This is a genomic window from Massilia alkalitolerans DSM 17462, assembly GCF_000427785.1.
GTDB lineage: Bacteria > Pseudomonadota > Gammaproteobacteria > Burkholderiales > Burkholderiaceae_D > Telluria > Telluria alkalitolerans.
This window is the reverse complement of the sequence record NZ_ATYR01000017.1, coordinates 125,446-136,164: the sequence shown is the minus strand read 5'-3', so window position 1 is coordinate 136,164 and position 10,719 is coordinate 125,446. Positions and strand designations below refer to the sequence as shown.

The 10,719-nt window shown below is 65.0% G+C and carries 13 protein-coding genes; 9 read left to right on the top strand and 4 right to left on the bottom strand.

Annotation, left to right across the window (positions count from 1 at the left end; genetic code table 11):
• Positions 1 to 218: 218 nt before the first annotated feature.
• Entirely contained in the window at positions 219 to 1,262 is a 1,044-nt protein-coding gene (purM, locus tag YWC_RS0117860; RefSeq protein WP_027866607.1) for a phosphoribosylformylglycinamidine cyclo-ligase, read from the bottom strand.
• A gap of 200 nt (positions 1,263 to 1,462) precedes the next feature.
• Between purM and hda the strand changes: the two genes are divergently transcribed.
• The 4 genes from hda to folK are packed head-to-tail and all read left to right on the top strand — an operon-like array spanning position 1,463 to position 4,662.
• Positions 1,463 to 2,146: a DnaA regulatory inactivator Hda gene (hda, locus tag YWC_RS0117855; RefSeq protein WP_027866606.1), complete on the top strand. Its 684-nt coding sequence runs from the start codon at positions 1,463 to 1,465 to the stop codon at positions 2,144 to 2,146.
• Entirely contained in the window at positions 2,143 to 2,817 is a 675-nt protein-coding gene (locus YWC_RS0117850) for an HAD family hydrolase (protein WP_027866605.1), read from the top strand. The genes hda and YWC_RS0117850 overlap by 4 nt, the downstream gene beginning before the upstream one ends.
• Positions 2,810 to 4,192, top strand: a complete 1,383-nt coding sequence (pcnB, locus tag YWC_RS0117845) for a polynucleotide adenylyltransferase PcnB (RefSeq protein ID WP_027866604.1) — start codon at positions 2,810 to 2,812, stop codon at positions 4,190 to 4,192. Before YWC_RS0117850 ends, pcnB begins: the two co-directional genes overlap by 8 nt.
• Positions 4,189 to 4,662: a 2-amino-4-hydroxy-6-hydroxymethyldihydropteridine diphosphokinase gene (gene folK / locus YWC_RS0117840; RefSeq protein ID WP_027866603.1), complete on the top strand. Its 474-nt coding sequence runs from the start codon at positions 4,189 to 4,191 to the stop codon at positions 4,660 to 4,662. Before pcnB ends, folK begins: the two co-directional genes overlap by 4 nt.
• Before the next feature lie 36 nt (positions 4,663 to 4,698).
• Here folK and YWC_RS0117835 read toward each other — a convergent pair whose 3' ends face one another.
• Positions 4,699 to 5,307 carry a hypothetical protein gene (locus YWC_RS0117835; protein WP_156923780.1) on the bottom strand — a complete coding sequence of 203 codons (609 nt, stop codon included), beginning with the start codon at positions 5,305 to 5,307 and terminating at the stop codon, positions 4,699 to 4,701.
• A gap of 72 nt (positions 5,308 to 5,379) precedes the next feature.
• Between YWC_RS0117835 and YWC_RS0117830 the strand changes: the two genes are divergently transcribed.
• The 4 genes from YWC_RS0117830 to YWC_RS33810 all read left to right on the top strand — a co-directional run bounded on the left by YWC_RS0117830 (position 5,380) and on the right by YWC_RS33810 (position 7,245).
• Entirely contained in the window at positions 5,380 to 5,715 is a 336-nt protein-coding gene (locus tag YWC_RS0117830; RefSeq protein WP_027866601.1) for a DMT family protein, read from the top strand.
• 157 nt (positions 5,716 to 5,872) lie between these two features.
• Positions 5,873 to 6,721: a 3-methyl-2-oxobutanoate hydroxymethyltransferase gene (gene panB / locus YWC_RS0117825; protein WP_027866600.1), complete on the top strand. Its 849-nt coding sequence runs from the start codon at positions 5,873 to 5,875 to the stop codon at positions 6,719 to 6,721.
• 9 nt (positions 6,722 to 6,730) lie between these two features.
• The gene (locus tag YWC_RS29920) at positions 6,731 to 7,117 is read left to right on the top strand and encodes a 2'-5' RNA ligase family protein (protein WP_051306540.1); all 387 of its coding nucleotides are present in this window, start codon (positions 6,731 to 6,733) and stop codon (positions 7,115 to 7,117) included.
• Positions 7,042 to 7,245, top strand: coding sequence for a 2'-5' RNA ligase family protein (locus tag YWC_RS33810; RefSeq protein ID WP_307176561.1), 204 nt, complete (start codon positions 7,042 to 7,044; stop codon positions 7,243 to 7,245). Before YWC_RS29920 ends, YWC_RS33810 begins: the two co-directional genes overlap by 76 nt.
• Positions 7,246 to 7,250: 5 nt before the next feature.
• Here YWC_RS33810 and YWC_RS0117815 read toward each other — a convergent pair whose 3' ends face one another.
• Together YWC_RS0117815 and YWC_RS0117810 are read right to left on the bottom strand one after the other, a co-directional pair.
• Positions 7,251 to 7,781, bottom strand: a complete 531-nt coding sequence (locus tag YWC_RS0117815; RefSeq protein ID WP_027866599.1) for a dihydrofolate reductase family protein — start codon at positions 7,779 to 7,781, stop codon at positions 7,251 to 7,253.
• Positions 7,782 to 7,811: 30 nt separating this feature from the next.
• Entirely contained in the window at positions 7,812 to 8,078 is a 267-nt protein-coding gene (locus tag YWC_RS0117810) for a hypothetical protein (RefSeq protein ID WP_027866598.1), read from the bottom strand.
• 257 nt (positions 8,079 to 8,335) lie between these two features.
• Here YWC_RS0117810 and YWC_RS0117805 point away from each other — a divergent pair, with 257 nt between their 5' ends.
• Entirely contained in the window at positions 8,336 to 10,714 is a 2,379-nt protein-coding gene (locus YWC_RS0117805) for a DUF4214 domain-containing protein (protein WP_156923778.1), read from the top strand.
• Positions 10,715 to 10,719 lie beyond the last annotated feature (5 nt).

Sequence of the window (10,719 nt, the reverse complement as noted above, 5' to 3'; positions counted from 1 at the left end):
GCGCCTGTTCGATCCATTCAGTAGGAAGATGCTCACCCAACCTTGTCCAGTCGGGAGCTTCGAGATGATTTGCTAGAAAATGAAGAGTGTCATCGAACATGGCGACGAAGGTTAACAGCGATGCGCAACGTTTACAACGACAAAATAAAAATGCCGTTCAGTCTTAACTGAACGGCATTAGCGCCGCAGCGCCCCTTGTTCTTTACACCGCTACCGGCTTACTGCACGACGGTCTGCGCCTGGCCTTCCTCGCGCGCGCGGATCTCGCCGATGCGGTACACGGTCTCGCCGGCCGCCTGCAGCTGCGCCATGGCGGCGTCCGCGTTTTCCTTCGAGACGATCACGGTCATGCCGATGCCGCAGTTGAACACGCGGTGCATCTCGGCGTCGGCCACGCCGCCGTGCTGCTGCAGCCACTTGAACAGCGGCGGCATTTCCCAGGCTTTGGCATCCAGCACGGCGGTCAGGTTCTCGGCCAGCACGCGCGGGATGTTCTCGACCAGGCCACCGCCGGTGATGTGCACCAGGCCTTTCACTTCCATCGACCCCATCAGCGCCAGCAGCGGCTTGACGTACAGGCGGGTCGGTGCCATCAGCACGTCGGCCAGCTTGCGGCCGTGGAAGTCGGCTTCCAGGTCGGGATTGGCGACCGAGATGATCTTGCGCACCAGCGAGTAGCCGTTGGAGTGGATGCCCGACGAGGCCAGGCCCAGCACCACATCGCCCGGGACGATCTTGCTGCCGTCGATGATCTGCGACTTCTCGACCGCGCCGACGGCGAAGCCGGCCAGGTCGTATTCGCCGTCCGGGTACATGCCCGGCATCTCGGCGGTCTCGCCGCCCAGCAGGGCGCAGCCGGACTGTTCGCAGCCTTCGGCAATGCCCTTGACCACGGCGGTGGCGGTCGCCACGTCCAGCTTGCCGCAGGCGAAGTAGTCGAGGAAGAACAGCGGCTCGGCGCCCTGCACCAGGATGTCGTTGACGCTCATCGCGACCAGGTCGATGCCGACCGTGTCGTGGCGGTTCAGCTCGAAAGCGAGCTTGAGCTTGGTGCCGACACCGTCGGTACCCGACACCAGCACCGGTTCCTTGTACTTCTTGCTGATCTCGAACAGCCCGCCGAAACCGCCGATGCCGCCGAGCACGCCTTCGCGCATGGTGCGTTTGGCAAACGGCTTGATCGCTTCGACCAGGGCATCGCCTGCGTCGATGTCGACACCGGCGTCGCGGTAGGAGAGGGAAACATTAGATGGTTGGCTCATGGTATTTGGCAGCGGAGGCGGTAAAATAGGGGGCGGCAGACCGTCAAACCTTGGTCAATCCGCTATTTTAGCAAAACGGCCCCGTGTCCAAGCCATGTGTGCCCATTTGCATACCATTGTTACCTATTTGATTGCCGATTTGTTGGCAGAACCGCCAAGAGAACAAGAACAAGCATGCCAATTCTCCTGAGCCCGAAGCGATGAAACAGCTGGTGCTCGATTTAGGCGCCGAACCGGCGCACAGCCTCGACACCTTCCAGGTGGGCGAGAATGCCGAACTGGCGCACCTGATGCACCAGTTCGCGCAGCGTGCTTCGCGCGAGCATTTCGTCTACCTGTGGGGCGACACCGGCGCCGGCAAGACCCACCTGCTGCAGGCGCTGGCCGCCAGCCCGGCCTCGCGCTACATCCCCTTCGACGCGCCGGCAGACCAGTTCGTCCACAGCCCGGACGTCACCCTGTACCTGCTGGACGATACCGATCGCCTGTCGCCCCGGCGCCAGATCGACGCCTTCGCCCTGTTCAACCAGATCCGCGAGCACGGCGCCTACATGGTGAGCACCGGCCCGGTGCCGCCGGCGGTGCTGGGGGTGCGCGAAGACCTGCGTACGCGCATGGGCTGGGGCCTGATCTACCAGATCAAGGGCTTGTCGGACGACGAAAAGATCGCCGCGCTGACCCAGGCGGCCGAAGCGCGCGGTTTGACGCTGTCGGCCAGCGTGTTACCCTATTTGTTGTCTCACTTCAAGCGCGACATGCGGTCGCTGGCGACGATGCTGGACGCCCTCGACCAGTATTCGCTCGAGACCCAGCGTCCCGTCACCCTGCCGCTGCTGCGTGATTTGTTGCTGCAAGAAAACCAGCAGTCGGAACCCAAAGAATGAAAAACCTTGCGCTGTTCGACCTCGACCACACCCTGATGCCGATCGATTCGGATTACGAATGGGGCGAGTTCCTGGTCCGCATTGGCGCGGTGGACGAAACCGCCTTCCGCCGCCGTAACGACGAATTCTTCGCCCAGTACAACGCCGGCGTGCTCGACCCGGTGGAATACCTCGAGTTCGCCCTCGGCACCCTGGCGCGCTTCCCGCGCCCGGAACTGGACGCGATCTACGCGCGCTACATGGCGGAAGTCATCGAACCCGCGATCCGGCCGAAGGCGCTGGCGCTGGTGCGTCAACACCAGGATGCCGGCGACCTGGTGGCCATCATCACCGCGACCAACCATCACATCACGGCGCCGATCGCGGCGCGCTTCGGTGTCGAGCACCACATCGGGGCCATGCCGGAGTATGACGCGGCAGGGAACCTGACCGGCAGGCTGCTCGGCACCCCGACCTCTGGCCCCGGCAAGGTCACCCACATGCACGCCTGGCTGGAGCGCCTCGGCAAACGCTTCGAGGACTTCGAACGCTGCCACTTCTACAGCGACTCGCACAACGACCTGCCGCTGCTGTCGATCGTCAGCCACCCGGTCGCCACCAACCCGAGCGCGAAGCTCGCCGCCCACGCGCAATCGCAGGGTTGGCCAACTATCCATCTCTTCAATGATTAAGAAATTCATCCGCAAGATCCTCGGCGTGAAAGACGACGGCCGCGACCCGACCCAGCCGGTCATCCTGGGACCGGAAGAGCACAAGATCGACCCGCGCCTGGTATCGCGCAACGCAATCACGGTCACCCAGACCCTGCAGGAGGCCGGCTTCAAGGCCTTCGTCGTCGGCGGCGCCGTGCGCGACCTGCTGCTGGGCGTGAAGCCCAAGGACTTCGACATCGCCACCGACGCCACGCCCGAGCAGGTCAAGCGCCTGTTCCGGCGCGCCTTCATCATCGGGCGCCGCTTCCAGATCGTGCACGTGATGTTCGGCCAGGACCTGCTGGAAGTGACCACCTTCCGCGGCAACGGCAGCGACAACGCGCCGAAAGATGAACACGGCCGCGTCCTGCGCGACAACAACTTCGGTCCCCAGCACGAGGACGCGGCGCGCCGCGACTTCACCATCAACGCCATGTACTACGACCCGGCCACCCAGACGGTGCTGGACTACCACGGCGGCATCGAGGACATCCGCGCGAAAACCCTGCGCATCATCGGCGTGCCGGAAGCGCGCTACCGCGAAGACCCGGTGCGCATGCTGCGCGTGGTGCGCTTCGCGGCGAAGCTCGGCTTCACCATCGAGCCGACCACGCGCGCCCCGATTCCGGTCATGGCCCCCCTGATCGACAACGTGCCGGCCGCGCGCGTGTTCGACGAGATGCTCAAGCTCCTGCTGTCGGGCCACGCGCTGGCCTGCCTGAAGGAGCTGCGCTCGGCCGGCCTGCACCACGGCTTGCTGCCGCTGCTGGACGTCGTCCTGGAACAGCCGATCGGCATGAAGTTCGTGACGCTCGCCCTGGAATCGACCGACGGCCGCGTCAAGGCCGGCAAGGGCGTCTCGCCGGGCTTCCTGTTCGCTTCGCTGTTGTGGCACCAGGTGCTGGAAAAGTGGAACGCCTACCGCGCCGCCGGCGAAGCGCCGATTCCCGCCCTCCACCTGGCGGCCGACGACGTGCTGGAAACCCAGACCGAGAACCTGGCCCTGCAGCGCCGCATCGCCACCGACATGCGCGACATCTGGGCCATGCAGCCGCGCTTCGAGCGCCGCACCGGCAAGGCCCCGTTCAAGCTGCTCGAGCACCCGCGCTTCCGCGCCGGCTACGACTTCCTGCTGCTGCGCTGCGAATCGGGCGAGCTGCCGGGCGAGGTCGGCGAATGGTGGACCGCGTTCTATGCGGCCGAAGGCGGCGAGCGCGAAGCCCTGCTGGCGGCCGCCAGCCAGCGTGACCGCGGCGAAGGAAGCGCGAAGCGCAAGCGTGCGCCGCGCCGCGGGCCGCGCCGCCGCAACGAGGGCGAAGGAGCGCAAACCCCGCAGGGCGGCGGCGAGGAATGATCGCCTACGTCGGCATCGGCGCCAACCTGGGCGACGCCCAGGCCAACGTGCTGGACGCGCTGCGCCGCCTGGCCCTGCTGGACGGTTCGACAATCATCGAAACGTCCGGCCTGTACCGCACAGCGCCGGTCGACTCCAGCGGTCCCGACTACATCAATGCGGTGGCCTGCATCGACACCGCCTTCGACCCTTTCGAGCTGCTCAAGGCGCTGCAGGACATCGAACAGGCGCACGGCCGCGAGCGCCCCTACCGCAACGCGCCGCGCACGCTGGATCTCGACCTGCTGCTGTACGGCGACCAGCAGATCGCCACCGACACCCTCACCGTGCCGCACCCGCGCATGCATGAGCGCGGCTTCGTGCTGGCGCCGCTGGCCGAAGTCAACCCGGATCTCGTCATCCCCGGCGTCGGTCCCATCCACGACTACCTGCCGCTGGTGGCCAGCCAGGCGGTCGAGAAGATCGGCTGAACACTGCGACGGACGGCTGGGCATGCAAGAACCGGCTTACCTGCGCTTTCCGCTTCCAAAGGAACCCGGCAAGACCGGCGACCAGCTGCGAACAGGATTGAAAGGCGTCCTGATCAGGCGTTCCAGCTCGGCGATCTCACCTTGGATGTTCTGATGAAACGCATCCTGGCCATGGACCTTCTGCAGTTCCTTCAATTCGCGCAGGCTCTCCTTCAGCCCTGCCAGCCTTTTCTTCTCCATCGCCTCGGGACTGAATGAATCCCGAAGATGCTTCTTCTTGCAGGACGCACAAAGACCAAGCTTGCCCCGGCTGCTGGTCGAAAACGTCCAAGTCTGCTGGTTCTGCATTCCGCATCCCGAGCACGCCGCGGGAGCCGGCGAGCGCTCGCACGAACGGGTATGCAGGACCAATGGGGCAGGCGCCTTGTGCACCTCGCGCTTGTGCTTCGCGAGGTGTTTGCGCTTCATCTCTTGCTTACACTTTGGGCAGGCAATCACCTGGTTACGAAACGGTATCTTTTCCGATGATTCGGTGATCGCGATGGGCATGGGCGGTTTGGGACGGCGTTGGAATAATGGCGGCAGCGCGATGCCCTGACGAACAGGTCTGTCGGCGTTCTGGCCGCTGCCATGAGAGGGTATCATCTACCTCTTCAGGAACGGTAGCTTCACGGCGCCGCCATTTCAAAACTCGACAACCAGATCAGCGCTAACCCGATGCAAACCTTCCTCCTACTGGCCGCCTCCAACATCTTCATGACGATCGCCTGGTACTGGCACCTGAAGGGCGGCATGCACAAGCCGCTGCTCACCGTGATCGTGATCAGCTGGGGCATCGCCTTCGTCGAGTACTGCCTGGCCGTCCCGGCCAACCGCATCGGCTTTGCCAGCGGCTGGAGCGCCGGGCAACTGAAGGTGATGCAGGAAGCGATCGCCCTGGTCGTATTCGGCATCTTCATGGTGACTGTGCTCGGCGAACCGGTCTCATGGCGCCACCTTGCCGCTTTCGCCTGCATCATGGCGGCAGTAGGCTTCCTGTTCGTCGGCAAATAGAAAAAAAGCGGTGCACCGCTCGTCCTGCCTGTTCAACGTGCTGGGCGGGAACGTCAATACGACGCCAGCCGGCACGTGAAAACAATCATGGCCATGCGCGTTTGCGTCCGGGGCATTACACTACGCGTTTCCGAACGACCGTTTTACAAGGATTTCCATGAGCGCTTACCTGCAAGGCCAGGATCCGGCTGCCAACGATGCCCCGAAACCCGTCCGCAAGGCCGTCACCGCACCTTCGCTGCTGGCCATGCGCGCGGCGGGCGACAAGATCGCGATGCTGACCGCCTACGACGCCAGCTTCGCCTCGCTGATGGACCGCTGCGGCGTGGACGTGCTCCTGATCGGCGATTCGCTGGGCATGGTCTGCGCCGGCTACGATTCGACCCTGCCGGTGACGGTGGCCGATGTCGCCTACCACACCGCGTCTGTCGCGCGCGGCAACAAGCTGGCCCTGGTGCTGGCCGACATGCCCTTCGGCAGCTACACGACCCCGGTCGAGGCCTACAACAATGCGGTGACGCTGATGCGCGCCGGCGCCCAGATGGTCAAGATCGAAGGCGGCGCCTGGCTGGCCGAGACCGTGCGCTTCCTGGTCGAGCGCGGCATCCCGGTGTGCGCCCACATCGGCCTGACGCCGCAGTTCGTCCACGCCTTCGGCGGCTTCAAGGTACAGGGCAAGACCGATGCCGCAGCCGAGCAGCTCAAGGCCGACGGCCTGGCGCTGCAGGCGGCGGGCGCCTCGCTGGTGGTGCTGGAAGCGATTCCCGCAGCGCTGGGCAAGGAAGTCACCGAACTGCTGGCGATTCCGACCATCGGCATCGGCGCCGGCCCGGACTGCTCCGGCCAGGTGCTGGTGATGCATGACCTGCTGGGCGTCTTCCCGGGCCGCAAGGCGCGCTTCGTGCGCAACTTCATGGAAGGCCAGACCAGCATCGACGCGGCCGTGAGCAGCTATGTGGCGGCGGTCAAGGACGGCAGCTTCCCGGCGCCGGAACACTGCTTCTAAGAGGTTCACATGGACGAACAGGCGAAAATACCCACCACCCGCCTGTTCCTGGCCCTGTGGCCCGCACCTAGCGTGCGCCATCTCCTGGCCGAGTGGCGCGACGCCTGGACCTGGCCGGCGGGCGCCGCGCCGGTCCATGCCGACAAGCTGCACGTCACCCTGCACTTCCTCGGCGCACTTCCGAGCGAACGCCTGTCCGAACTGCTGGACGGTTTTGCCGTTCCGTTCGTACCCTTCCGCCTGGATCTCACGCACGCCGCGCTGTGGCATAACGGGATCGCCGTGCTCGAACCCAGCCTCACGCCGCCGGCCTTGCGGCCCTGCACGCGCGCCTGTCGGACGCGCTGCTGGCCCTGGGCCTGCAGCCGGAGGCGCGCCGCTACCGCCCGCACGTGACGATGGCGCGCCGCGCCGGCGGCGCCAGCGTGCCTGCGGAAGGTCCGCCGGTGCTGTGGGAGGTACGCGGCTATGCGCTGGTGGAGTCGAAGAACGGCGTCTACACGGTGCTGCGCGAATACGCCTGAGGCGCTTAGGCAGGCACGTAGCGCAGCCTGAGCACGTCCTCGTCGATCCGCTCGTGCGCCAGCAGGCGCAGCGGCGGCCGGGGGCCGGCGAAATACGGCGTGCCGCCGCCGAGCACGACCGGGTGGAGGTAGATCCGGTACTCGTCGATCAGGCCAAGCGCGGTGAGGCTGCGCGCCAGGTCGGGACCGGCCACTTCGATGTCGCCCTCCCACTCGGCCTTCAGCCTGCGCGCCGCTTCTGCCAGATCGCCCTCGAGCAGCGTGGCATTGGGGCCAAGCGTTTTCAGGGTGCGTGAGACGATCCATTTCGGCTGCCGGCGCCACGCCTCGCCAAAGGCGCGCCTCTCCGCATCCCACTCAGGATGATCCTCGTCCCAGTAACGCATGATCTCGTAGATCTTGCGGCCGTAGATGCTGCCCGTCTGCGCCTGCGCTTCTTCGATGAAGTGGCGAAACAGCCTGGGGCTGGGCCCGAAGGCCATGTGGTCGACGTAGCCGTCGAGGGACTGGTTCATTCCAAAGACAAGCCTGGCCATGCCTGTTTCCTTTCCCTCGATGGCAGACCGCTATGCGGACAAGCCTTTTTGCAGCAGCTCGGCGACCAGCTCGTTCAGCTCGACGCCGCGTTCCTTGCTCAGCGCCTGCAGCTGCCCTACCAGGTCGCCGTTGAGCTTGACCGCGAAGGGCACCAGTCCCAGTGCGCGGTCGCGCTCGCGCTGTTCGCGCCGGTCGGGCACGGCATTCCTGGCGCCGCCGCCGAAGGCCGCGTTCTGCGACCCCATCTGGCTCTTCAGTTTTTCGGCGTCCCGCTTGGCCAAATCAGTTCGTTTCATCGTGTGCTCCTAGGTTGTAGGAGCGGATTGTACCCTGATGATCCCTGTGCTCATGGCAATGACCAGCACCAGCGGGGCCAGCTATGCTCCAGCGCAGGCAAGCCCGATTCGTTGTGCAACGCGCATAAAGTTCATGGGCAGTACAGTTTCCTGTGTGCAAACTTCAATGGGTGCTTGATAATATGCAACATATTTCCACTTAAAGAAACAGGTTCCGGCACAACCGTACCGCGTCTGTTGCCGCGCCCGAGGTCCTCTTGAAACGACAAGCACTCATCAGCATCGCCTTCCTGTCCATGTTCGTAGCAGGCTGCGGAGGAGAAATAAAGCCGCAGCAGCCTGCGACCTCTGCACTCCAGGTGGCACACTCCTCCGCCCAGCGTGCGCAAGTGCAGCTTGGACCTGCAGTAACAAACGAGGCACTGTCGAAGGCGGCCATTGGCCAGGGGAGAATGGGCCGGCAGTCCGCGCTGGGGGCAAGCGGCGCACTCGCGATCGACCCAACTGATCGCGAAGCCGCGCGGCTGTTCTTCAACCGGGTCTACCTGCAGACCGGCGTACCGATGGGCTGGACCGGGAATTACGAGGCTGGCAATGCTGGCGCTGTGACCCCCGACTACCACGCTGCAACGATGGAACGCATCAACTGGTACCGGGCGATGGCCGGCCTGCCGGCTGCGACCGTGTTTTCGCCTGAGAACAGCGTGGGCGCGCAGCAGGCGGCGCTCATGATGAGCGTGAATGGACAACTGTCGCACTTCCCGCCGACGACCTGGAAGCATTACACGGCAGCCGGCGCGCAGGCAGCCGGCCGGTCGAACCTGGCCCTCGGCGTCAACGGTCCTGACGCGATCGACGCTTACATTAACGATTATGGCGACAACAACGGCCCTGTCGGCCATCGCCGGTGGATACTTCACCCGAACAGCCGCTCCTTCGGGATCGGCGATGTACCGCGCGGCACCATGGACGGTGCGGAGGTGTGGGGGGCGAATGCCTTGCACGTGTTCGACGTCGACGCCACGCGGCCTCGGGTCGCGCGTGACGGTTTCGTCGCCTGGCCTACGCGCGGCTACGTCCCCTACACGGTCGTCTACGGCCGCTGGTCCCTCTCCCAAACGAACGCCGACTTCTCCCGTGCCACCGTCTCCGTCTCACGCGACGGCGAGGCGCTCGACGTCAAGCTCGAGCCGGTCGTGGACGGTTATGCCGAAAACACGATCGTGTGGCAGCTCCCGGCCATGTCCATGGTGGGCGCACGTCATGCGGCGCCGGCGAAGGACATCCGTTACCATGTCACGGTGTCGAACGTGTTCGTCGCCGGTCAGGCGCGTTCCTTCGACTATGACGTGACGGTGTTCGATCCCGCGGTCCCGACGGCGGGCGCGGCCCTCCCCCAGGTATCGGTGCCCGCATCCGTCACGCGGGGAAGCACCTACACCGCGCACATCGATCCGATGCCGGGCACGACCGGATACGGACTCCTGGTGTACCAGAACAGGCCAGCCACGCACATCGCCGCCGCCGACTTCACCCCCGCCACCTGGACTGCGGGCAGCGGTACCTCGCCCGATGCGATCGGCAACGGCGAGCTACGCCTGTACCACGATGGGGGCGGCATCGGCGCGCCACAAACGCTGCAGCTGAACAAGAAGCTCATGGTCGGCCGGGACCCAGCCTCGATATCGTTTGTCCGGTCGGCCGGATTTGTCATGGAATCGCAGGCCTTCCGGGTGCAGGTGTCGACCGATGATGCCGCCACCTGGACAGACATCTACAGCGAGCCCGGTGCTGGCACCGTGAAGATACCTGCCAACAGGGTATCGGCCTCGCTGCACAGGTTCGCCGGGCGCGCGGTCCGGCTGCGCTTTGTCAGCGACCACGGATCGCAGCGTTACATCGGCGCGGGCACGGGCTGGAACGTCAAGGATATCGCCTTCCAGGGCGTCGGCGAACTGATCAACGAGCAGGACCTGCGCTCGCCGAACGGTACATTCTCCTTTACTGCCGCGCAGCCGGGCGGCTTCGTGTTCCTGCCGCGCGTGCAGTACCAGGGCCGGTATTTCTCCGACAGCGGGCCCGCGGTCCATCTGACGGTCGAGGGCGCCCTCCTGCATGGCCCACTGGCTTCGTACGACATCGTCCGCAGCAATGAACTCGTGACGATCACCGACCGCGTCGGCCATGATGGCGTGCAGACGGTGCGCAATCCGTTCCGCATCGACTTCACCGACCTTACCCTGGCTTTCGATATGGAAGGCAATGCCGGGAAAGCCTACCGCCTGTACCGCGCCGCCTTCGACCGCAAACCCGATAGTGCGGGCCTCGGCTTCTGGATCGCGGCGCTGGACGGAGGCGCCCCGATCGAGATGATGGCGGAGGGCTTCATCAAGTCCGTCGAGTTTGCCAATCTCATCGGTACCTCTCCAACCAACGCACACATCCTCACGGTGGTCTACAGAAACGTCCTGCACAGGGCGCCCGACGAAGCGGGCTTCGCCTACTGGCTGAACCAGATGGACAACGGAGTGAGCGTGCAACGGCTGCTGATCGACTTCAGCGAAAGTGCTGAAAACAAGCAGCAGGTCGCCTCGGAAGTCGCGCTCGGCATCCCCTACACGCGTTGGTCACCATGAGCTGC

What these genes read in the sequence shown, in the direction of transcription:
- pcnB (WP_027866604.1), top strand. Translation starts at nt 2,810, where the DNA reads ATGATTAAGAAATTCATCCGCAAGATCCTCGGCGTGAAAGACGACGGC.
- YWC_RS0117830 (WP_027866601.1), top strand. Translation starts at nt 5,380, where the DNA reads ATGCAAACCTTCCTCCTACTGGCCGCCTCCAACATCTTCATGACGATC.
- YWC_RS0117815 (WP_027866599.1), bottom strand. Translation starts at nt 7,781, where the DNA reads ATGGCCAGGCTTGTCTTTGGAATGAACCAGTCCCTCGACGGCTACGTC.
- folK (WP_027866603.1), top strand. Translation starts at nt 4,189, where the DNA reads ATGATCGCCTACGTCGGCATCGGCGCCAACCTGGGCGACGCCCAGGCC.
- hda (WP_027866606.1), top strand. Translation starts at nt 1,463, where the DNA reads ATGAAACAGCTGGTGCTCGATTTAGGCGCCGAACCGGCGCACAGCCTC.
- YWC_RS0117850 (WP_027866605.1), top strand. Translation starts at nt 2,143, where the DNA reads ATGAAAAACCTTGCGCTGTTCGACCTCGACCACACCCTGATGCCGATC.
- panB (WP_027866600.1), top strand. Translation starts at nt 5,873, where the DNA reads ATGAGCGCTTACCTGCAAGGCCAGGATCCGGCTGCCAACGATGCCCCG.
- purM (WP_027866607.1), bottom strand. Translation starts at nt 1,262, where the DNA reads ATGAGCCAACCATCTAATGTTTCCCTCTCCTACCGCGACGCCGGTGTC.
- YWC_RS0117835 (WP_156923780.1), bottom strand. Translation starts at nt 5,307, where the DNA reads ATGATACCCTCTCATGGCAGCGGCCAGAACGCCGACAGACCTGTTCGT.
- YWC_RS29920 (WP_051306540.1), top strand. Translation starts at nt 6,731, where the DNA reads ATGGACGAACAGGCGAAAATACCCACCACCCGCCTGTTCCTGGCCCTG.
- YWC_RS0117810 (WP_027866598.1), bottom strand. Translation starts at nt 8,078, where the DNA reads ATGAAACGAACTGATTTGGCCAAGCGGGACGCCGAAAAACTGAAGAGC.